This is a genomic window from Rheinheimera oceanensis (genome assembly GCF_018831085.1).
Lineage (GTDB): Bacteria > Pseudomonadota > Gammaproteobacteria > Enterobacterales > Alteromonadaceae > Alishewanella > Alishewanella oceanensis.
On sequence record NZ_JAGPNM010000013.1, the window covers coordinates 1 to 22,839 of the forward strand.

The window sequence follows — 22,839 nt, forward strand, 5'->3', positions numbered from 1 at the left end:
GTTGCCACAAGCGGTTAACACCAGTGCGGCGACGCCCGCTAACATAAAAGTTCTGACCGTGTTTTTTCTGCTCATGAGCATATCCTCTACATTTAGCTGGTTAAATTGAAAACTTGAGTTTGCGATCGACAGAAAAAGCTCCACTACCGCGCACTGCGATATAAAGGGCAAGAAAACCCATCAGCGCCGGAAACTCAATACCGCGATCTATCCAGGGCCAGGTAGGGCCAAGTGCATAACAAATTCCGATCATTTGCACAGTAATAGCCAACGCAACCAGGCGTGACCACAAACCTATCGCAAGCATGAGTGCACCGACGGTTTCGAGTAACATAACCAGAAATGCCAACTGCGGAGCAAAAGGTAGCCCCATCACATTCTGGATAAGATTGATGGAGCCGGACATCGGGTCAGCCATGGAGCCATGGGAGGTTCCCAAAGCCTTTGGCAGGCCGTGGGTAAACATAACGATGCCAAAGACCAGCCGCAGTAATGCATATAAAGCAGGCTCCGATTTCATGTAAAAAATACCTAACGCTGGAAAAGCCAGTCGTTCATGAAAAGGCGGTTTATGCTTAGCATCGGTTGCCTGGTTGGCCTGAGAATCTGTCATTATTATCTCCCCTTAAAATACAGATTTATCTTGATATAACCGTTAAGGTGATCTGTATGAACAACAGCACCATCATCCGCAATTTGACTTACTTAAAACTTACCAGTTGATTTTTATCTGTTTTCACTTCTGTAACTTTGCGAAATAGACTGCACCTCATCAGAACCCGCTGCTGATTGATGTGTCGTAACATTTCTTTTGGTTTAGCTTTTTTGCTACTGCTTACCCGGGATACTGTAGAACGGTAGAATAACTGGATAAATGCACAAAAATTGGTAACATAATTCAATAAAGATGAACAATCGGCGCAAAAGGCAGCTTAATGGACAGGTTCGACAGCTTAAAGCTGTACTGTAAAATTGTAGAGCTGGGCAGTTTTACTCAGGCTGCAGGTGTACTGCAAATCCCGCGCGCTACCGCGACTTATGCTATGCAACAACTGGAGCAGCGGCTAAATTGCCGCCTGCTGGAACGTACCACCCGACAAGTAAACCCGACACTGGACGGCCAGGCATTTTATCAGCGCTGCCTGCGTATTTTGGCTGAACTGGACGATGCCGAAGCCAGCCTGAGCACTGTTGCTGCTAACCCGGCAGGCTTATTACGGTTAGGTTTACATGGGGTGCATGCTGCGCAGATTATTATTCCGCAGTTGCCTCAATTCAGGGCTATGTATCCGCAGTTGGATATCAGCATCAGCACAGGTGACAGACTGGTAGATTTGGTGCGCGAAGGTATAGATCTGGTTGTGCGGATTGGCATGCCAAAAGACTCAACTTTAGTTGGTAAAAAGCTGGCGGTTTTGCCACAAATTGTCTGCGCCAGCCCGTCTTACTTGCAGCAATATGGGCTGCCAACACAACCGGAGCAACTAAGCCAGCATCAGGCGGTGGGCTTTTTTTCCAGTGATCACAATATCAGTTACCCGTTTAGCTTTCTGATCGATGGAGAAGAACAAAACTTCCCGGCCAAAGGCTGGTTATCGGTTAATGACGCCGAATCTTACACGGCGGCGGCATTAGCGGGCTGTGGCATTATTCAGGTACCGGGATTCCGTCTTAAACGTTATCTTGAATCCGGCGATCTGGTACAAATTTTAAGTGATGTGCCAAGCCCGGCTTTGCCTGTATATGTGCTGTATCCACAAAATAACCAGTTATCACCAAGGGTAAAAGTGTTTGTTGAGTGGGTAAGTGCATTATATAAAACAAGATTTTTATCTGATTAATACGTTAAACGTTAAAATTTAACCTCTTAGCTGCGCACAGTGCTGGCCGGTCAGGCTTTATTGACCCCGGCAGGTTGAAACAGTGGCAGCTAAGAAGTGACTTATTGACAGATATAAGCTCAGCTTGTTGCCGGGATCCGGGCAATCACCTTGATTTCAAAGTCAAAGCCTGCCAACCAGTTCACGCCAATTGCGGTCCAGTTTGGGTATGGCGCTGAAGGAAATATCTTTTGTTTGATTGCCAGAATCGTATCAAACTGGTTCTGCGGATCGGTGTGAAATGTTGTTACATCGACAATATCATTGAGTGTGCACCCTGCAGCTTTTAAGGTGGCTTGCAGGTTAGCAAACGCCAATTCAACCTGAAGTGCAAAATCAGGTTCTGGTTTGCCATCGGGCAGGCTGCCTACTTGCCCTGAGACAAATAGCAAATCGCCGGATTTAATTGCGGCTGAGTAAGCATGTTGTTCGTAAAGAGCATGTCTGCCCTCAGGAGTGATGATTTCACGTTTAGTCATTTTGTAACCTCTGTACATTGATATTTGTAGACTGTGCTATGCGCCGTGCATAAAAATAATTTAATATACACATCGTATGTATGGTATTTCACATTCGTCTCGTATGTCAATTTAATTTATACGCTTCGTATGTCAAAGTGGGGTTACGATGAATCAACGTTTGAAATCAATGGCTGAAAACCGGGCAAAACTGATCTCAGCCGCTCGAAAAGCTTTTGCAGAAAAAGGCTATGCAGCCTCATCAATGGATGATTTAACCGCCGATGTTGGCCTGACACGCGGTGCGCTTTATCACAACTTCGGCGACAAACGCGGATTGTTGGCGGCAGTTGTTGAGCAAATCGACTTAGAAATGGCGGCTCATGCTCAAAGAGCCCGGGCAAAGGCGGGTGATGGTTGGCAGGGGCTTCTGGCTGAAGGTGCAGCTTATATCGAGCTTGCTCTTGACCCTGAGGTACAGCGCATAGTGTTGCTGGATGGCCCGGCAGTTTTGGGCGATCCATCACAGTGGCCAAGTCAGAGTAGTTGTCTGGAGTCAACAAAGCTGATTGTTGAAAGGTTAATTGCTGAGGGAACATTAAAACAAATTGATGCTGAAGCTGCGGCGCGTTTGCTCAATGGTGCGGCGCTTAATGCCGCACTCTGGGTTGCAGCAAGTGCAGCCCCGCAGAACGTGCTACCAAAAGCTCTTGCAGCGTTTTCTGCGCTGGCGACAGGGCTACTTAAATAAACAACACTATTGCTGTTGCAACCACTCTCTGGGGCTGGCGCCGGTTTTACACCTGAAAGCCCGCGCCAGTGCGGACGGGGCTTTAGTAGCCCACCTCATGTTGGCGATAAGGTAGAACAATGTCATTCAGTTGGAAGAAATGGTTCTAACCGCCTTTGATATCGGTGTACTTCCCTCAGTCAGTTCAAGGATCTTTCGGCTTACTGCGGGGGTGTGGATTAGCTCTGCGAGCGTTGCCGCAACATCGTCACGGCGAACCTCAGTATGAATTTGTGCGACACCAAGGCTAATCGTTCCTGTGCCGGGATCGTTTTTCAGGGCGGATGGACGCAAAATAACCCAGTCCAGGTCGCTTTTTGAGAGCGCGATGTCGGCCTGTTTTTTCACCATGATGTAATGTTCAAAGCCTTCATCCATATGTCTTTCACGCCATGCCTCCGGGAATACCGAAACAAGAAGGAAGCGCTTGATGCCCGCCAACTTGGCAGCCGCAATTGACTTGGTAACGCCTTCGCCGTCAATCGCTTTGGTCATCGCATGACTATCGCCACCAGCGCCTGCGCTGAAAACAATAGCATCACTTCCGCGCATGGCGTCAGCCAACTGCTGTGGCTCAATGCTCACAAGATCACCTAAGCTGGCTGTTACACCAATGCTATTAAGTGCCTTAGTCTGGTTTGGGCTTCTGTAGAGGCCATGAACTTCATCACCACCTAGCTTAAGGATACGTGCCAGACGAAATCCTACCTCGCCGGTAATTCCAACAATAAAAATCTTCATCTTAGTTTCTCCTTACCAACCCCTTATTGCCGGCAGTTAAGCACTTGAACGTCAAGCGCATAACGCCGGATACACCGCTGGTTAATCAGAACTCTTGTTTAGTCGGACGCAACACAATTTCATTGATATCGACATCGGCCGGTTGCTCAATGGCAAATGCAATGGCGCGTGCCACTGAATTAGCCGGAATAGCGTCTTTGTAAAAATTCAACACGGTTTCAGCGGCAGTGCCGGAAGTGCTGTATTTAAGATCGCTGTCAACTGCGCCAGGCTGAATAGAGGTGACGCGGATTTTCTCGCCGATTTCCTGCCGTAGCCCGTCAGAGATGGCACGAACCGCAAATTTGGTACCCGAATACACAGTGCCGCCGGGTGCGAAAACCTTGATACCGGCTACTGAGCTCAGGTTAATAATATGGCCACTTTCTTGTGCCATAAAACGCGGCAGCACGGCTGCGATGCCATACAATGTGCCTTTAAGGTTTACATCGATCATGGCATCCCACTCGTCGGTATTGACTTCGGCCATGGGACGGATCGGCATCAAGCCGGCGTTATTGATAAGAACGTCAATCTTGCCAAAATCGGCAACCACAGCGGCCACAGTCGCTTCTACCTGTGCTTTGTTTGTTACGTCAAGCTCATAGGCCCCGGCAGTACCACCATTGGCGTTAATATCGCTAACCACTTCATCAAGTTTAGTTTTACGTCGTGCTGCTACCGCCACTTTCGCGCCGCGGGAAGCAAGAAAGCGTGCAGTTTCAGCGCCCAGGCCAGTGCTGCCGCCGGTTATCAGGATAACTTTGTTTTCAATACCGTTGCTCATAAAATCGCCTTTTAGTAGTGGGGTGATGTCTTGGAATTTATCAATGAGTCGTCCTCGATCCCCTGTTGCGAGCTACGGTAGCTCATGGCAGGGGACGAGGGTGACTGCTGGTAAAAAGCACTTAATTATTTCGTGCTATTACCTAATTGTGCGATTAACGCCTCAGCGGCAGGTGCTGATGATGCCGGGTTCTGGCCAGTGATTAACAGGCCATCGCTAACAACATAAGGAGCCCAATCTTCGCCCTTCAGGAAGATGCCGCCTTTGGCGGTAAAGTCATCTTCAATCAGAAATGGCACCACGTCAGTTAAACCGACAGCCGCTTCTTCACTGTTGGTAAATCCGGTGACTTTTTTACCTTCAACCAGCGGACGTCCATCAGCTGTTTTGACGTGGCGCAGCACGCCAGGTGCATGACATACCAAAGCAACAGGTTTGGCCGCGGCAAAGAAAGACTGGATCAAAGCAATTGAGTGTTTGTCTTCAGCCAGATCCCACAACGGGCCGTGCCCACCCGGATAGAATACTGTGTCGAAGTCAGCCTGCGACACGCTGTCCAGCCGCACGGTGCTGGCAAGTTGGGCCAGAGCATCAGCATCTGCTTCAAAACGACGGGTCAGTTCGGTCTGAAAGGCCGGTTCGTTACTTTTGGGATCAAGTGGCGGCTGGCCACCTTTAGGTGATGCTAATACGATCTCGGCTCCGGCATCCTTGAAGGTGTAGTAGGGAGCAGCCAGCTCTTCAAGCCAAAAGCCTGTTTTGCGGCCGGTATTACCCAGTTGGTCGTGTGAAGTTAAAACCATTAATACTTTCATGTTGTGTCTCCAGTTTGCTAGTTAAGTAAAATATCTATATTAGACCGGTCGTATTTTAATTTGGTTCAAAAAAACACTTCAAACGAAGTGATTTTTTTAAAACCTTTCCCCGGTCAGGTGGAAAGGTTAAGAACCTGGCGAGTTGTCCGCATGGCCGTCTCAAAAGGTTGCTTGGTGCGCACAATTTTTACCATAACGCTAGCGCCAAGCCACAACTGATACAGGCTTTGTGCTGTGCTATAGGGATCACCGTCGATTGAAAGTGAACCTTCTTTCATACCTGTTTCAATCGCTTTGGCCAAACGCTCGATAATTCCGGCGGTGCCGCGTTTGAGCGCCAATCGCATCGCTTCTGATAAATCAGCGACTTCTGCACCTAGTTTGACCGCAAGGCATTTGCCCTGACAGTCGAAGGAAACCTGGTTATCTTGCCAGTCCTGCCAATAATTCATCAGCCGTTCTGCCATTGTCTGCGCAGGCTGATTGAGTGTCCGGTCAAGCTCGGCAAGATACTCCTCAAAATAGCTTTCCAGCATCGCTTCTCCGAAGGCTTCCTTTGAACCAAAGTAATGGTAAAAAGAGCCTTTCGGCACGCCAGCCGTCGCCAGTATTTCATTTAAACCAACACCCGAGAAACCTTTGCCAGCGATAATACGTTGGCCTGTAGCAAGGATGTTTTCACGTACATCAGACATGTTGTGTAGCTCCAGTGTTCATGTGCGTTACTTTAACTCAAAATAGACAAGTCGTCTAGTAATTGTTTTAAATAATTTAAACTTCCTGCACAGGCTTAGTTCTATCTGCACTTTAGGGTGAAATCAATACCTTATTATTGCGGTTAGGTTTAAGAAAAGGTGTAACGAGCAACATTACCGCACCTATAACTACCAGCACCCACAACGATAGATGAAAACTGTCGCCTATGTCCCGTAAAAATCCAACTAACAAAGGGCCTACAGCGGCCACTATATAACTGGGTAGCATAACAAAAGCACTCCAGGCACCCGCTTCCTCGGGAGTAGAGGCATTATCCAGCGGCAGCGTCATCGCCAGGGTGAAAGCACCGCCTGTGCCAAATGCTGCCAGCGGAACCCATAACATGGGTAAGGTGTTAGGTGCAACGGCTATAGCGAGGCTGCCCAGCAGAGCAATACCGGCACTCACAGCCAAAACTATACGCCGATCATCGTTTCGGCTGATAAAGCCAAACAGTGGGGTGGCCACCATAAAGCCCAGGGTATAGCCTGCTAAAATCATGCCCGCTGCGGTTGGCGTGTTACCAAGTTCTATATATATCGGCGCAAGCCAGGCGATCATGGCGTAAAACACCAAATTGTTACAAGCAAAAAACAGCGCAATCAGCCAGGCAGTCGGGTTGCGTAAAGGCAGACGAGGTGCCGCAGACAAGGCTCCGGATGCACGTTTCTGACGCCCGTTACGCTCAATAAAAAGCCAGGCACCGATAGCTAATGCAACGGGTAGTACCCAGAATCCGGCAGCCCAACGCCAATTTTCCGCAGCTTCAGCCAAAGGGCCGGTAGAAGCAGCTGCCAGGGTGCTGCCCAGTGCTATGGATGTTGTATAAAGTCCCATAAATATAGCAACTTTGGTCGGAAAACGGGCTTTGACATAACCGGATAACAAAGTGCCGGCTATAGCAATACCTGCTCCTACGCCGGCAGTTGCGAAGAACAACTGTCCGATTGATCCGACTAAGGTTCTCAAGCCAATCGAAGCGCCCAGCACCAGCAGTGCTGCCAGAATGACACGGTCGCGACCAAAGCGATGAGCTAGCCAGGGCGCGGGTATAGCCAAAGCTCCCATCAGCAAGGTTGGGATACTGGTTAACAGCGCGGCTTGAATATAGCTTAACCCCAGCTCCTGTATTATTTCCGGTAGTAAGGGGCCAATAGAGACAATACCCGGGCGCAGCGTTAGCGCCACCAGTACAATACATAAAACGGCTATTGCAATAGATGGCCCCTTAGTTTCTTCAGGTAATGGGGTTACCGCCGTTTGGGGTAAGGTTTTGCACTGCACTAACATACTCAATTCTCCAATCAGTTGTGTGCTACACGGGCGTCGCGCTTTCAATTGCTATTGATAAAGCGCGGTTATGCCTGGTAGCTTGTGTTAGTCACGATACGCCGGGTAATCGGTAAGCCCTTGCTCTGCACCACCATAAACAGTGGCTGGATTGACAGAATTCAATGGCCAACCGTTGGCTATTCTTGCCGGCAGGTCCGGATTGGCGATAAAGGGGCGGCCAAAGGCCACGAGATCGCCCAGGCCAGAGTCAATCAAGCGCTCACCACGCTCTGCGGTATAACGACCGGCGTAGATAATGCAACCACTGAACGTTTCACGAACTGCACGGCGAAAAGATTCAGGCAGATCCGGTGCATTGTCCCAGTCGGCTTCGGCAATGGATAAGTAAGCTACGCCGGCGGCTTCCAATACCTTGATCGCTTCGACGTATGTGGTATGCGGGTCTTCTTCAACCAAACCAATGTAAACCCGGTCTTGCTCTGTACTGGTAAACAGCGGTGTGAAACGCACACCAAGGCGATCTGCGCCAACGGCGTCCGCTACGGCAGCGACTATCTCGCGCAAAAAGCGCAAACGGTTATGCAGCGAGCCGCCATATTCGTCATCACGCTGGTTGGCGTGGGCCGAGATAAACTGATTAACCAGATAGCCGTTAGCGGCATGAATTTCTACCCCGTCGAAACCGGCTGCAATCGCATTGCGGGCGGCCTGAGCATACTGCACAACCAACTGCTGGATCTCTGTTACGCTAAGCGCACGCGGCACCGGTGGCTGAACCAGTTCGCCTGTGCCCGGGCCGGTTTGGATAAAGGCTTTGACTTTCTGAGCCTGGATGGCCGAAGGCGCAACCGGAGCTTCGCCGCCGGGTTGCAAATCGTTGTGTGAGACGCGTCCTACATGCCATAGCTGGGCAAAAATAACGCCGCCTTCGGCATGCACTGCCTCTGTCACTTTACGCCAGCCGTCAATTTGCGCCTGAGTGTAAATACCGGGCGTCCAGGCATAGCCCTGGCCACGCGGCTCGATTTGGGTGCCTTCGCTAACCATAAAGCCGGCGCTGGCGCGTTGACGGTAATAGGTGGCCATGAGTTCGGTGGCAATATCGCCCGGCTGAGCGCTGCGTTGCCGCGTAAGAGGCGGCAGCACGATACGATTCTTTAACGTATGGCGCCCCAGGTTAATTGAGGTAAAAAGCTTTTGGTGTTTCATGTTCTGTGTCCTATCTATATTGAGTGTGTTAGCTAACCGTTGGGTGCGTTAACGGGGAAAGCGGATACACGCAGGTATCCGCTACGTCATGCCAATAATCAGAATGATTTTTTGATCAACACGGTTTTGGGATTGGTAAACAACAGGCGTCCTTCATGGCCTTGCTCTGTGCCAATACCTGACTGCTTGTGACCACCGAAAGGAATATCCACGCCTTGGGTATGGATTTCGTTTACCCATACCATGCCTGCTTCTACCCGATTCGCGACGGCAACCGCGGCTTTAGTATCACGCCCCCAAACTGAGCCACCTAAGCCGTAGATAGAGGCGTTGGCACGATTCACAGCGTCGTCGATATCGTCATAAACGATAATCGGGATGATAGGACCAAACTGCTCTTCCTGAACGATTTTGCTGTGCTCTGGCGGGTTGTCGACAACGGTGATCGGGAAGAAGTAGCCAGACTGCGTTTCATCAATATCACCACCAAATGCAATCTTCTGACCGTTTGCCTTGATGTCGTCAAGGAAGGTTTTTAGCTTGTCAAACTGCATCTTGTTTTGCACAGGCCCCAGACCAACTTCCGGATCAAGACCGTCGCCAACTTTCACTGTTTTGGCGTAGTCAACGAAAGCAGCTACGAAATCGGCATGGAATGAGCGGTGGATGTAAAGCCGTTTAATACCCACACACCACTGGCCCTGGTTACCAAAGGCGCCCCAGAAAAGCTGTGGGATAATGGCTTTGTAATCTGCATCTGGCAGCACTATTGCCGCATCGTTGCCGCCAAGTTCCAGGGTGACACGCTTAACGGTTCCGGCCGCCGAACGCAGCACATGCTTGCCGGTCTCTGTTGAACCGGTGAAGCTAATCTTGGCAATATCCGGGTGGTTAGTCATCTGTGGGCCTAAGTTATCGCCACCAGATACAACAGACAGTACACCGGCAGGAAGTACGCTTTGTGCTATCTGACCAAAACGCAAAGCCGTTAACGGCGTATATGGCGTGGGTTTAAGTACAAAGGTGTTACCGGTGATCAGTGCAGGTGCCACTTTCCACAGGGCAAGCAGCACAGGGAAGTTCCAGGGCGTGATGCCGCCTACGACGCCAAGCGGAACATGGTGCAGCTCAACGACATGCGAGTCGTTTTCTTCAACAATTTCAACCGGAATACGACGGGCCGCAATCTGGCGGATATAGGAGATAGCCTGATCGACTTCTGGCGCAGCCATGGTATTAAGTGGTTTGCCTTGCTCTAAGGTTAACAGGCGAACCAGCTCATCGCGATGTTGCTGTAATGCATCAGCATAGCGATCCAAATAGACCTGACGCTCATCATAGCTGATGGCTGACCACGTCTTAAATGCCGTTTTAGCGGCGGCGATGGCTGCTTCAAGTTGTTCGGCTGAGGCGGCTGGTGCTTTGGCAAACACCTTACCGGTTGCCGGGTTGATAACATCAAAACTGTCTTTGGCCTCTACCAGCTTGCCAGCGATGCTCAGATAGTAGGGACCATCGAAAATACTGGCATTTTGTGAGGTTTGTGGTGCTGTGGACATAAATATACTCCTGAATATAGCGTTTTCCGTTTGGTAGCTATCTTTATTGGCAGCCACCTGGCGGGTGATAGGTGTTAACAGAGCCCAACATTAGGCTTGTTTGCGACTGACCGCGCTTCTACACAAATGCAGGGAAACGGGGAATGTTTTGCATTGTGATTGAATAGACCAGTCGTCTAGATGCTATCTTAGACCAGTCGTCTATGGTTTGCAACTGATAAATACTTTGCTGATTGAACAATTTCAAAAAATGTTCAATGCCGGGTGTGCTGCTTGGGCACAATTTTCCGGAGTATCCTTACTTTGATGCTTTTGTGTTGTTTCCACTATCGATGATAGGGCTTCACTTCTTCTGGGATGGTTTACTATCGGAAGCAAGAGTTTTGGCTGACATTGGACTTACTGTGATAAACCTGCACGGCTAGCGCTCACCCGGCGATGTTGGTAGTACCCGGCATGTATAGTCTGCTAAGGTTGGGTAATGTCAGGTGATAGGTGTTTTGGGCCACCCAACCTTTGGGCAGCGTATTACAGTGCAGCAATGCGGTGGTACAGAACACGGGGATAAGGTTAAAGCAATGCACAATAATGATTATGCCTCTATCGTTGATGAGGTTTTAGCGCAAATTGGCAAGCATGTGGTGCTTGGCTTACCGCTCGGCCTGGGTAAACCTAACCGTTTAATCAATGCTTTTTATCACAGAGCCTGTGCGGACAGCAGTATCAGGCTGGATATCTTCACTGCACTGTCGCTTAATCCACCCAAGCCCGGCAGCGAGTTGGAACAGCGTTTTTTGCAACCCTTTCTTAAGCGTCATTTTGGTGAAGACTATCCACGCCTGGCTTATGCCGATGCGCTGGCTGCACAGCAGTTACCGGCTAATATTACCGTGACAGAATTTTACTTTCAGTCGGGTAGCATGCTGGGTAATGCTGAGGCGCAGCGCCACTATGTGTCCAGTAACTACACCCATGTTGCAAGGGATCTGGCAGACAGGGGCGTTAATCTGATTTTACAACTGGTCGCCCGGCGCCCGACAGAGTCAGGCTGGGAGTACAGCCTGAGCTGTAACCCGGATGTTACGTTGGATCTAGCAGAAGAGCTTCGCCACCGTACTGACAGCAAGTGCCTGATGTTGGCTCAGGTGCACCCAGAGCTGCCTTTTATGGCCGGAGATGCGGTGGTTAGCGAAGATTTTTTTCACCGGATCATCAACGATAATCCTGAGCAGCGTTTGTTTGCTTTGCCGCGCAGCCCTGTAACCAGCCAGGATTACGCAGTGGGGATGAATGCCAGTGCGTTGGTCGCCGACGGTGGTACGCTGCAAATCGGTATTGGCTCACTTAGTGATGCTCTGGTGTACAGCTTGAGCCAGCGGCAGCAAAACAACGAGGCCTATCGCGGCTATTTTAACCAGGCCTTACCCGGACAGGCGCTAGTAGATGCTATTGGTGGCTATGACAGCTTTGACACCGGACTGTATGGCGCCAGTGAAATGTTTCTCGATGGTTTTATGCATTTGTATCAGGCCGGGATCCTCAAGCGCGAAGTATTTGACGATGAACACTTGCAGAGCCTGGCTAATGCCGGGGGCATCGCTGCTGAAGCCGGTACTGACGGCAGTGGTGCCTTGTTAGATGCGGCATTTTTTCTCGGCACTGACGATTTTTACCGCTGGTTGCGTCAACTGACTGCAGCGGAATGGCCCCGTTTTCGCATGAGCTCGGTAGGCCGGATCAACCAGTTGTATGGTGATAACCCCGCACTGGAGAAATTACAGCGCCAGAAAGCCCGTTTTATTAACACCTGTATGATGGTGAGTTTAACCGGTGCGGCAACGTCTGACAGCCTCAAAGATCATCAACTGGTCTCCGGTGTGGGCGGACAATACAACTTTGTTGCTATGGCGCATGCGATGCGGGGGGGCCGCTCGATCCTGCTGCTGCGTAGTACCCGTGAAAGTGGCGGTGAGATCACATCGGGTATCGTCTGGGAATATCCGTATTGCACTATTCCACGGCATTTGCGGGATATTGTTGTTACCGAATACGGTATTGCTGATTTACGTGGCGCCACAGATGAAGAGTGTATAAAAGCTCTTATTTGCATCAGTGACAGCCGTTTTCAGCAGAACCTGAAACATAAGGCGGTGACAGCAGGTAAACTGGATCCAAACTGGACTATTCCAGCTGTTGCCGCTACGAATTCTCCTGCCAGCATCGAGTCACGTTTAAATGCGCTGCGATTAACGGGCAATTTACCCCGTTACCCTTTTGGCAGTGATTTTACTGCGCTGGAGCAAAAGCTTATGGCTGCTTTGCAACGTATGAAACGACTGAAACACTCTAAATTACAAATGGTTAGTGCATTGCTGCGTGGTGGCCCTGATGCACCTGAAGCGTTATCCAGAATGGGGCTGGCTAAGCCACGCGGGCCACAGCAATGGCTTTATGCCCGCATGCTACGCTGGGCCCTGGCGCAGATTACGCATTAAATAACAAAAACGCCCCGCAATGAGGGGCGTTTTTGTATGAATTTAAGGTGTGTTCTGGCGGACTGGCACCACTCCCTCCCAACGCATAAATATCGGGTTGTATTATCAGCGGTTCGCTTTACCGAAATGATATAGCCTTCTCTTTGTTGCCCCGACTAAAGTGCTTAAAAAAATAACAACAGCAGGGTAGTTGTGCCTGCAAAAAACTAAGTATACCCGGGGAGGATAAGACATGTTAAAACTTAATACTATAACTATGGCCATTGTAATGGCTTGTTCATTGCCACTGGCTGCACAGGAAACTGAGCCGGTAGCGGATGATGCTGCAAAGCAGGCATCAGCAAAAAATGACACTGCAATTGAAATTATTTCAGTTACGGCAACCAAGCGTAAAACCAAATTAATGGAAACGCCTGTTGCCATATCAGCGTTAAGCGAGGCGCAGCTGCGGCAAAGCGGGGTTAACAACGTAAAAGATATTGCCGACTTAGTGCCGGGGCTGGATATTTCAACCGCAACCGATCAGGCTGCACCGGTTATTTCTATGCGGGGTGTGCGCTCTACTAATATTACTGAACTGGGTGATCCTGCCGTTGGTGTGCATTTAGACGGTATTTACTCGCCGCGGATGCAGGGCGCGTTGGCGTTAATGTACGATGTGGAGCGGGTTGAGGCGCTACGTGGGCCGCAAGGCACTTTATTTGGCCGTAACTCCACCGTTGGTAGTATTAATGTTATTTCAGCCAAGCCTGATGTTAGCGGCTTTGCCGGTAATATTAATGCGGAAGCGGGCAGATTTAACAGCAAAAACCTCGGCGGTTTTATTAATATCCCGCTAAATGATGAGTTTGCTGTACGTATTGCTGCAAAAGGCTTAAAACGCGACTCTTACCTGGAAGGTTATTGGGATCCAAATCAGTACGATACGCGCCGTCTCAGCGAAGAGGTACTGAATGCGCCGGTTATTTCTGAAGACTCTTACCAGGGCATTGGTTCTACCGTTACGCAGCGGGAAAACTGGTGGATAGATGCTGCCGGTACAGACCCGGAGGCGCAGCGGGTGCGGGCGCTTACACCGGCCGACAAGAAAGATTTTTATAATAATGCCAATGAGCACTCGTTCCGTATCAGCACATTGTGGCAACCGGCACACGGGCGGTTTAGCAACCATACTGTTTTTCAGCAATATGTGAATAACAGTGCCGGCACGCTGGACTTGGTTAACTGTGACCAGCTGCGTGGCCGGCCTGACGAATATGGCGGCGATTGTTCATCGTTTTTACCCAGCGATAATACCTATCAGGCGGTGGTTAACGTACCGGGTGAGCTGAATCTGGATATTACCTACCTGCGTAATACGCTGAACTACAGCATTAATGATGAACTAAGCCTGGTATGGCAACTGGGTTATGAGGATATGGACAGATCGTCCGCCCAGGACAGTGAAACCGGGCTGGACCCCTGGGATGGTGCCATTTATTTCCTCAAAGGTACCGGTGCGACATCTTATTCAACTGAACTTCAGCTGCAATCTGATGAATTTGGCGATCTGGTATGGATAACCGGCGTTAATTACTTCTATGAAAAAACAACGACACTGGGTTATTACGACAACCCAATGGATGACAAAGCATTTTGGGACCAGCCGGACCGCTCTACCAAAGCTTATGCGCTGTTTGGTCAGGCCACCTACAACATTACTGATGATTTGCATGCTACTTTTGGTTACCGCTACAGCCATGAAACCAAGCAGGATAAAGGCGGCCGCACTTATCGCTGCTCGAACGCTGATGGCTGTGCACCGGGTTGGTTTAACCGCAGCGTACTTAATGCGTTGCCGGCTGACTATTTTAACGACCCGGCGCTGTATGCGTCTTACTTTGCCAATGACAACAAAGGCCAGTGGCGTAATCATGACTTCAGAATTGGCCTGGATTATAACCTGAGCCAGGACACCATGCTGTACAGCTATCTGGCATCAGGCTTTAAAGCCGGTGGTATTGGTGATGTATTTGAAGTGGTGAACGACAGAACCGGCGAGGTTAACCGCTTTGAAACCCAGTTTGACCCGGAAAAAGTACTAACGTTAGAACTGGGTGCTAAATCAAGCTTTCTGAATAACTCGCTGAATTTGCAAGCGGCATTTTTCTACACCGACTATACCGATATGCAGTATGCCTCTGTTGGCTCAATCGGCAATGTAGAGCGTTTATCGCCGGTTGAAGACGAAAATGGCGCGCCCATTCTTGATGAAAACGGCATGCCGGTGCTGGATTATCAAAACCAGCCGGTCATTGCCTACTATACGCAAAATGTACCGGGCTCAACCATTAAGGGTATTGAGTTTGAATTTGACTGGAAGCCATACCAAAATGGCCGGATCACCGGTTATGCTACCTGGACCCACGCCCGTGTGACAAAAGACTGGCTCACCAAGTGGGATTACGATCCGGAATATTTGTTTAATTTATCTTATGAAGAATCCATCGATCCGGAAAATACCCTGCTGAGCACCAATCTCAAAGGTAATGATCTGGCCATGACCCCGCGGTTTACCGCTAATGTCAGTTATACCCATAGCTTTGATTTAGGCCGTTTTGGCTATGTACATAGCTGGTTTAATCTGAGCTGGAAAGATAAATCCTACACCACCATCTGGAATCTGGATAAGCATCTGGATGATATGAACTTTGCAGTAAGCGATGAAGCGGCGCATTACATTACCGACAAACGTGACGCCTATACCATGGTTAATGCCTCATTAAAATATGAACCGCAAAGCCAGGGCTGGTATGCCGAAGTGTTTGTGAATAATGCCACCGATGAAGTGGTGCAATACTGGAATAACACCAGCAAAGGCTTTAGCAAAGGCAGCTTTGGTATGCCACGTTACTACGGTATCAGAGCGGGTTTTAATTTCTAAGCTAAGCGGCTGCTAACCGGGCGCCCAAACCAGTCTGTTATATGGCGTGGGCGCAATATCTCGTGTACCGACAGGACATTACTATGAACAGCACATGTAAGCCCGTGATATTTACGGCAGTCTGTCTTTGTAGCACTACAACTGTGCAGGCAGAGTACTTTAAAGATGATTTCAGCTGGGGCTTTAACAGCAGTATCTGGTCAGCCAGAAGTGGGAACAACGGCTCACCTTTTGGTTGTACCTTTACCCCCGGCATGATTTCACCCAGCTCGCATGGTATTACGCTGGCACTAAGCCAGGGCAGTTGCTCAGAGCTGCAAAGCCGCAACAGTTATGGCTATGGTAAAGTGCAGGGAGCACTGAGAACCGGCAATACCCCCGGCACTGTGGCGTCTATTTTTACCTATACCTCCTGGTGGGATGCACCCGGCCGGGCCTGGCAGGAAATTGACATTGAGTTTCTGCCCTCGCTTGGTAATGTAGTGCACACCAATGTGATTTATCAGCCTCAGGGCGGTACTTATCAAAGCTGGGAGCAGGATATTGACCTTGGACAGTATGGGCTGAATATTCAGCAGAATCTGCTTACCATCGGCTTTGACTGGAATGCAAACCAAATCCGCTGGTATGTATTTGATGCGGCGGGTAATGAGCAAACTATCAGAACGGTTTATAAAGATAATGGCGATGGTTATCTGGCCGCTGATGAAATACCGGCCTATGCCTGGCCGGTAGATAATACCAAAATTATGCTGAACCATTGGCACGGCGACAACTCGCAAGATGGCTTTTACTTTCCCGGCCAGTACTTTGGCGGCAACGCCTGGGCCTATTACGATTTCATTGAATATATTCCCCATTAAAGAGCAGTTGTCTGAAACGGCAATTTCTTCGTATTGCCGTTTCAGATGCAAAGGATCCCGTTATGTTTTCACTATCAGATGCAGCGCTTCGTAAAACCTTTTTTTTATGCTCAATGCTGTTTCCGCTAAGCGGCTTTGCTGCAGATGCGCCAAAAGTTAGCTGGCCAAAGGCCGACACGGCGTTAAAAACCGATCCGGCGACAGAGCAGCAGCTTGATGCCTTACTGGCAAACATGAGCATAGAGCAGAAAGTGGCACAAATTGTCCAGCCGGAAATTGGCTATCTGAGTGTTGAGCAAATGCGCAAATATGGTTTTGGTTCTTACCTCAATGGCGGTAACACGGCCCCTTATGGTCAAAAACAGGCTGATGCCAAAACCTGGCTAAAATATGCTGATGAAATGTATGCCGCTTCCGTCGACAGCAGCGAAGATGGCAGCAGTATTCCAACTATCTGGGGCACTGATGCTATGCATGGCCACAGCAATGTGTTTGGTGCCACGCTGTTTCCGCACAATATTGGCCTGGGAGCCGCCAGAGATGCAGAATTAATTCACCGCATTGGCCATGCCACTGCCAAAGAAGTGGCAGCAACCGGCATTGAGTGGATGTTTGCCCCTACCGTTGCCGTGGTAAGGGATGATCGCTGGGGCCGCACCTATGAAAGCTACGCTGAAGATCCTGAAGTTGTCGCCGCCTATGCCGGGCCTATGGTAACCGGGGTGCAAGGGAGTATTGGCGATGACTTTTTAAGCTTTTACCACCGTATTGCCACCGCCAAACACTTTATCGGCGATGGTGGTACCGAGAACGGCATTGATCGTGGCGATACCCTGACCGATGAGCAAAGCCTGCGCGATATTCATGCCGCCGGTTACTACACCGCGATAAGTAGCGGGGTGCAGTCGGTGATGGCGTCTTTTAACAGCTGGAACGGCAAGCGTGTGCATGGCGATCACTACCTGCTAACAGAAGTACTGAAGCAGCAAATGGGCTTTGACGGCTTTGTTATCAGTGACTGGAACGCGCATAAATTTGTAGATGGCTGCGATTTAGAGCAATGCGCCGCCGCCTTTAACGCCGGTGTGGATGTGATGATGGTGCCGGAGCACTTTGAAGCTTTTTATCACAATACCGTACAGCAGGTAAAAGACGGTGTTATTTCTGCAGCACGGCTTGATGATGCAGTTAGGCGGTTTTTGCGTGCCAAAATACGCTGGGGCGTATTTAAGCGTGGTAAACCTTCAACCCGGCCGGAATCTTTAAAGCCTGAGTGGTTTAATGCGCCTGAACATCGTGAGTTGGCCAGAGAAGCAGTAAGAAAATCCTTGGTGTTGCTGAAAAACAACAATAACATTCTGCCTGTATCGGCAAAAAGCCGGGTACTGATAGCCGGTGACGGTGCCGACAATATTGCCAAACAGGCTGGCGGCTGGAGTGTGTCCTGGCAGGGTACAGATAACACTAATGCCGATTTTCCCAATGCTACATCAATTTACGCGGGCTTACGCCAGCAAATTGAAGCCGCAGGTGGTACGGTAGAACTCAGCGAAGACGGGCAATACAGCAGCAAGCCGGATGTGGCCATAGTGGTTATTGGCGAAGAGCCTTATGCAGAATGGTTTGGCGATATTCAGCAACTGGAATATCAGTACGGTGACAAGCGGGATTTGGCGCTGCTGCAAAGATTGAAGCAGCAAAATATTCCTGTGGTGACGGTGTTTTTAAGTGGCCGGCCGCTGTGGGTCAATAAAGAGCTGAACGCTTCTGATGCCTTTGTGGCGGCCTGGTTACCCGGTTCGGAAGGGCAGGGTATTGCCGATGTGTTACTGACTGACAGCAAAGGCAATATACAGCATGACTTTAGCGGTAAGCTCAGTTTTTCCTGGCCAAAGTATGACGATCAGTATCTGCTTAATGTCAAAGATGCGCAGTACGAACCGTTGTTTGCTTATGGTTACGGCCTTACCTATGCCGACAACATCAGGCTGGCGCAGCTGTCAGAAGTGACCCGCGCTGTGCCAAAGCAACACAGCGGAGAACAGCTGCCGCTGTTTGTCAGAAATCTGGCAGACGGCCTGGTGTGGGCATTATCAGACAGCACAACAGGGCAAAAAACGGTCAATGCCTCATCAGCGGTGAGTGGCGATGGTAAAAGTTTATCTATGCAGTCAGTTAATTTAGCCTATCAGGAAGATGGCCGTAAGTTTGTCTGGCAAACTGAGGGGGGCAATGCCAGTGCCAGCCTGAGATACACGGCGGCGCAGCCATTAACGGTGCTTGGTGACAGTAAATTTTTACAAATGAGTATCCGGCTTGATCAAATACCCGCTGCGGATGTCAGTATTGAATTAATGTGCCAGCAAAAGCGTTGTTTGCGCTCTGTGTCACTGCAGCCGCTGTTAAGTAGCCTTGAGCGCGGACAGTGGCATACTATCGCGTTGCCGTTACACTGCAAAGGTGCCAGGGCACCACAAGTAGCAGAAGACGCCGTAAGGTTAAGCACCAGGCAGCCGTTTAGTCTGGCGCTGGCAGATATCGCGTTGGTGAACAGCCTTGCTCAAACTGCACAGCTACTTGACTGCGCACAGTAATTACAGTGATATCGTGCCTGGCAGGCCATATGCCCGGCACGATATTCTGCGCCAGGCAAGTGAAGTGGTATTGAAGTAATAGCGAAGTGAGATTGAAGTAATAGTGACGTGATAAAGTTAGAATCAAAAACACAGCTGTTCTGGTTATGCCAATATTGTGGCTGGATAGCCTATGCTGTGCTTACCGAACTGATGATTAAAATGCCCGGCCAGGAGCCGTGGAGTATTCACTTGCCTCATTTGCTGCTGGATACCTGCTGCGGTTTTTTTATCACTTTGCTGTTAAGGAGGCTATATGCCTGGTTCAGGCTGGAACCGGCAGGTGTAAGTATTTGCTTGCATATTATCTGTTTACTGGCAGCGTCATTACTGTGGACCCAGTTTAAATGGCATAGCTTGCAGTGGTTTTATGGCAACTGGTGGCAGCAGATGACCTGGTTCGACTTTGGCACCTGGACATCAGCTTCATTAACCATGCTGGCAACCTGGACTGCCGGTTACTATGGTATTAAAGTCTATCTGGACAATGCTGAGCAAAAGCATAAAGCTGCAGAAGCGCTGCATCTGGCAAAAGAGTCACAGCTTAAAATGTTGCGCTATCAGCTGAACCCGCATTTTATGTTTAACAGTATCAATGCTATTTGTACCCTTATTCTTAAGCAGCACAACGCCAATGCGGTAGCTATGCTGGAAAAACTCTGTGATTTTCTGCGCTACAGTTTATACACCGAGCCTTTGGCAAAAATAACAGTGCAGGAAGAAATCGCTATATTGCAAACCTATGTTGATATTGAACAATGCCGTTTTCAAAGCAAACTTAATGTATGCATTAATGCAGACCAGGCCTGCCGCTCTGCTCTGATGCCATCGCTATTGCTGCAGCCGTTGGTTGAGAATGCGCTAAAACATGGCATCGGGCAAAAAAGTAATATTGCTATTACCGTTAACTTTAGCTGCGATGCCAGCCGGTTGCACATTAGTGTGAGTGATACTGGTACCGGTTTTAACTTGTCAGCTCCAGCTTCAGGTGGCATTGGCATGAAAAATTGTCAGGAAAGGTTGCAGCTGATTTATCCGGGGGCCAGTGATTTTAACCTTGGTAACGACAAAAATGGTGGGGCACGGATCAGCATAGCTATCCCGCTGGAAACAGTTGAGAACACTAAATGCAGCCACTGAAAACCTTGCTGGTAGATGACGAATACAGTGCCATTGAAGGGCTGGCCATCAGGCTGGCGGCATTTCCGCAGATCAGCATCATCGGGCATGCCTGCAGTGTTGATGACGCTATGGCATTAATCAGTGCATCGGCACCGGATTTGATTTTTCTCGATATAGAAATGCCCGGGAAGTCGGGTTTTGAGCTGATTAAACAGCTACAGCCAGAGTCATGCCCGGCTATTATTTTTGTTACCGCTTTTCATCAATATGCTGTTGAGGCGTTTGAAGTGCGGGCACTGGATTATTTGCTTAAACCGGTAAAGAAGGAGCGTTTGGCAGAAGCTATTGCCAGGGTATCCTCCCGGCCTGATAGTTCCGGCAATAAACATCATATGCTGGAAGTACGCGATATCGTACTAAATGGGCCCGGTGTGCGACAGACTGAGCCCGGCAGTGGATACCGCATTGAGCAGGAGAAGCTGGTGATTCAGGATGGACACCATCCGGCACAATTGCTTCCCTATGCTGATATTTTGTGGATAGATGCTGCCGGCGACTATATGTGTGTGCATACCCAAGCCGATACCTTTGTGATGCGGGCCAGATTAAAAAGCCTGATCAACGACGTGCTGCCTGATGGCTTTTTACGTATTCATAAGTCAACCATCGTTAACCTGCAACATGTAGCTAAACTCGAACCGTTAATCAATTCAGAGTACAACCTTATTTTAGGGAATAATAAATCGCTGAAAGTCAGCAGAACCTATAGCAGGCAACTGAAAGAAAGCTTATCTGGCCACAAAGCAGGGTAAATTGAGCCCAGCGAAAGCAGGGTTAAAATAACCCAAGGGTCATAACTACTATGTTGGAAGAAAGTTTAATTGCAGATTTGATCACAGTTCTGCGGGGCGTCTGTGCGAATAACTCCAGAGCAACCTGCATAAACTGGCACGGCGGCTGGGGTTGAAATCATGTGGCATATTACTAAGCTGTTTTTTTGGCGGCTGTTAGCGTTAACAAGTTTGATCCTGGGGCTTATCGGTATTCCTTTACCCGGTTTGCCAACGGTACCCTTTATTCTGCTGAGTGCATGGTCAGCCGGTAAAGGCTGGCCGGCTTTAGAGCAGTGGCTGCTGGCACATTCGCGATTGGGCCCTCCGGTATTAGCCTGGCGCGCCCATGGTATAGTGCCGCGCCGTGCTAAATATCTGGCCGGCGGCATGATGACACTGAGCGCCGTACTGATTCAATTTTCAGCTGCGCCGGTAGTACTCAAGCTGTTGTTACCGCTGTTTTTGCTGTTGGTAGCATGCTGGTTGTGGCGCAGGCCTGAACAAATAACACAGGATAAAAAATATGACAAAACTGTTTAGCCCCCGCAGTTAAGTCAATAGCAAGCTATGCGCTAATACCATCAGCTAACGCCGTCAGCATTAGATATTGGCACTGCTTACCTGCAGGGAGAGCTGCAGCATGCAGGCGCTGGAAGCGCTAAAAATTCTTACCGGAGTCGACATGCCGCTGTACGGTAAACCGCAATTATTTGATGCGCTGTCAGGCTGTCGCTACCCAGCCACGGAACGAAAATGCGGCATAAAACAGTTCGATTTCTGTGAATCCTGCCTCGCCCAGTAGCTTTTCTTCTTCAGCTACGCTAAGCAGCGGTAATCGGTTGGCCATGTTCGTTGCTGAGGCCATGGCTTTTTGCCAATCAATATCTGAGCGGTCGGCAAAGGCGGCTGAGCGTGTCAACCAGCAATTGGCATTTGCACCTGACGCACTGTGGTGGGCGACAACAAGGCGGGCTGCTGGTTTTAATCTGCGCCGGATTTCTTGCAAAGTTTGCAGCCGCTCATTCCGGTTAAGGAAATGCAAAGTGAGCAAGCATGTTGCCCCATCGTATAAGGTTAAGGGGGCTGCATCGACAGTGCCCTCTATCATCTTAGCCCGATGATTATAGGGTTCGATAGTGTTACGGGCCAGCCCGAGCATGGCTGCAGACGGGTCAACGCCAGTGAATTCCCACTCCTTCCGGGCGTGTGCCATTGCTTTAATTTCCATACCGCCGCCGGCCCCAACCACCAAAATATGCGCTGTTTGTTGTGCACGTTCACTAAGCAACAACATTGTCATCAAATGCAGATCAGCCAGTCCCGGCACTTTTTGCGCTGCCTGCTCAGTATAGTTCGCAACCAGGGCTGGCTGTAAGAAGGGTTCTTGTAATGCGTTCATGATAATGTCCCCGGCGTTTCGTGGTTAGGCTGTCTGTTTTGTTAGATGATGCGTTGCAGCAAATAGACATAACTCATGTATCATTTGATGATACGTATTGTGCTGTTGACTGTCAACAGACTAACGACTCTCGTACCCGCAGGGTGTTTAGTGCATTATTTAAGGTTTAGATACCAAACTATCCGATGTCTTACATGTGCTTCGCGGGTTCATATGTCAACGACGGTATAAAGTAAATGAGGCA

At 49.4% G+C, this 22,839-nt stretch carries 19 protein-coding genes; 9 read left to right on the plus strand and 10 right to left on the minus strand.

Annotated elements, in window-relative coordinates; genetic code table 11:
- Window positions 1-100: 100 nt before the first annotated feature.
- A complete protein-coding gene (locus tag J3B89_RS19220) occupies window positions 101-613 on the minus strand; it encodes a DoxX family protein (protein ID WP_215399255.1) in 513 nt (170 codons plus the stop codon).
- A gap of 322 nt (window positions 614-935) precedes the next feature.
- On the opposite strand from J3B89_RS19220, the gene J3B89_RS19225 reads away from it, so the two are divergent.
- Window positions 936-1,841: a LysR family transcriptional regulator gene (locus J3B89_RS19225; RefSeq protein WP_215399256.1), complete on the plus strand. Its 906-nt coding sequence runs from the start codon at window positions 936-938 to the stop codon at window positions 1,839-1,841.
- A gap of 119 nt (window positions 1,842-1,960) precedes the next feature.
- Here J3B89_RS19225 and J3B89_RS19230 read toward each other — a convergent pair whose 3' ends face one another.
- The gene (locus J3B89_RS19230) at window positions 1,961-2,359 is read right to left on the minus strand and encodes a RidA family protein (protein WP_215399257.1); all 399 of its coding nucleotides are present in this window, start codon (window positions 2,357-2,359) and stop codon (window positions 1,961-1,963) included.
- A gap of 148 nt (window positions 2,360-2,507) precedes the next feature.
- Here J3B89_RS19230 and J3B89_RS19235 point away from each other — a divergent pair, with 148 nt between their 5' ends.
- Window positions 2,508-3,089 (plus strand): TetR/AcrR family transcriptional regulator, encoded by a 582-nt coding sequence (locus tag J3B89_RS19235; RefSeq protein WP_215399258.1) that lies wholly within the window; start codon window positions 2,508-2,510, stop codon window positions 3,087-3,089.
- 126 nt (window positions 3,090-3,215) lie between these two features.
- On the opposite strand, the gene J3B89_RS19240 is transcribed toward J3B89_RS19235, so the two are convergent.
- From J3B89_RS19240 to J3B89_RS19270, 7 genes are all read right to left on the minus strand, one after another.
- Complete coding sequence (locus J3B89_RS19240) at window positions 3,216-3,869, minus strand: SDR family oxidoreductase (RefSeq protein ID WP_215399259.1); 654 nt, start codon at window positions 3,867-3,869, stop codon at window positions 3,216-3,218.
- Window positions 3,870-3,954: 85 nt separating this feature from the next.
- The gene (locus J3B89_RS19245) at window positions 3,955-4,695 is read right to left on the minus strand and encodes an SDR family oxidoreductase (RefSeq protein ID WP_215399260.1); all 741 of its coding nucleotides are present in this window, start codon (window positions 4,693-4,695) and stop codon (window positions 3,955-3,957) included.
- A gap of 125 nt (window positions 4,696-4,820) precedes the next feature.
- Window positions 4,821-5,510: a type 1 glutamine amidotransferase domain-containing protein gene (locus J3B89_RS19250; RefSeq protein ID WP_215399261.1), complete on the minus strand. Its 690-nt coding sequence runs from the start codon at window positions 5,508-5,510 to the stop codon at window positions 4,821-4,823.
- A gap of 113 nt (window positions 5,511-5,623) precedes the next feature.
- Complete coding sequence (locus J3B89_RS19255; protein ID WP_215399262.1) at window positions 5,624-6,205, minus strand: TetR/AcrR family transcriptional regulator; 582 nt, start codon at window positions 6,203-6,205, stop codon at window positions 5,624-5,626.
- 112 nt (window positions 6,206-6,317) lie between these two features.
- Window positions 6,318-7,556: an MFS transporter gene (locus J3B89_RS19260; RefSeq protein WP_215399263.1), complete on the minus strand. Its 1,239-nt coding sequence runs from the start codon at window positions 7,554-7,556 to the stop codon at window positions 6,318-6,320.
- An 87-nt stretch (window positions 7,557-7,643) separates the two neighbouring features.
- Entirely contained in the window at window positions 7,644-8,768 is a 1,125-nt protein-coding gene (locus J3B89_RS19265) for an alkene reductase (RefSeq protein ID WP_215399264.1), read from the minus strand.
- Between the two features lie 98 nt (window positions 8,769-8,866).
- Window positions 8,867-10,327, minus strand: a complete 1,461-nt coding sequence (locus J3B89_RS19270) for an aldehyde dehydrogenase family protein (protein WP_215399265.1) — start codon at window positions 10,325-10,327, stop codon at window positions 8,867-8,869.
- 578 nt (window positions 10,328-10,905) lie between these two features.
- Between J3B89_RS19270 and J3B89_RS19275 the strand changes: the two genes are divergently transcribed.
- The 7 genes from J3B89_RS19275 to J3B89_RS19305 all read left to right on the plus strand — a co-directional run bounded on the left by J3B89_RS19275 (window position 10,906) and on the right by J3B89_RS19305 (window position 21,736).
- A complete protein-coding gene (locus J3B89_RS19275) occupies window positions 10,906-12,822 on the plus strand; it encodes an acetyl-CoA hydrolase/transferase C-terminal domain-containing protein (protein ID WP_215399266.1) in 1,917 nt (638 codons plus the stop codon).
- A 232-nt stretch (window positions 12,823-13,054) separates the two neighbouring features.
- Entirely contained in the window at window positions 13,055-15,745 is a 2,691-nt protein-coding gene (locus J3B89_RS19280; RefSeq protein WP_215399267.1) for a TonB-dependent receptor, read from the plus strand.
- 83 nt (window positions 15,746-15,828) lie between these two features.
- Entirely contained in the window at window positions 15,829-16,608 is a 780-nt protein-coding gene (locus J3B89_RS19285; RefSeq protein WP_215399268.1) for a family 16 glycosylhydrolase, read from the plus strand.
- Between the two features lie 62 nt (window positions 16,609-16,670).
- Window positions 16,671-19,202 (plus strand): glycoside hydrolase family 3 protein, encoded by a 2,532-nt coding sequence (locus tag J3B89_RS19290; protein WP_251372584.1) that lies wholly within the window; start codon window positions 16,671-16,673, stop codon window positions 19,200-19,202.
- Window positions 19,203-19,310: 108 nt separating this feature from the next.
- The gene (locus tag J3B89_RS19295) at window positions 19,311-20,381 is read left to right on the plus strand and encodes a sensor histidine kinase (RefSeq protein ID WP_215399269.1); all 1,071 of its coding nucleotides are present in this window, start codon (window positions 19,311-19,313) and stop codon (window positions 20,379-20,381) included.
- Window positions 20,369-21,175 (plus strand): LytR/AlgR family response regulator transcription factor, encoded by an 807-nt coding sequence (locus tag J3B89_RS19300; RefSeq protein ID WP_215399270.1) that lies wholly within the window; start codon window positions 20,369-20,371, stop codon window positions 21,173-21,175. Before J3B89_RS19295 ends, J3B89_RS19300 begins: the two co-directional genes overlap by 13 nt.
- 159 nt (window positions 21,176-21,334) lie before the next feature.
- Complete coding sequence (locus J3B89_RS19305) at window positions 21,335-21,736, plus strand: YbaN family protein (protein ID WP_215399271.1); 402 nt, start codon at window positions 21,335-21,337, stop codon at window positions 21,734-21,736.
- A 181-nt stretch (window positions 21,737-21,917) separates the two neighbouring features.
- Here J3B89_RS19305 and J3B89_RS19310 read toward each other — a convergent pair whose 3' ends face one another.
- Window positions 21,918-22,595: a class I SAM-dependent methyltransferase gene (locus tag J3B89_RS19310; RefSeq protein ID WP_215399272.1), complete on the minus strand. Its 678-nt coding sequence runs from the start codon at window positions 22,593-22,595 to the stop codon at window positions 21,918-21,920.
- Between the last annotated feature and the right edge of the window lie 244 nt (window positions 22,596-22,839).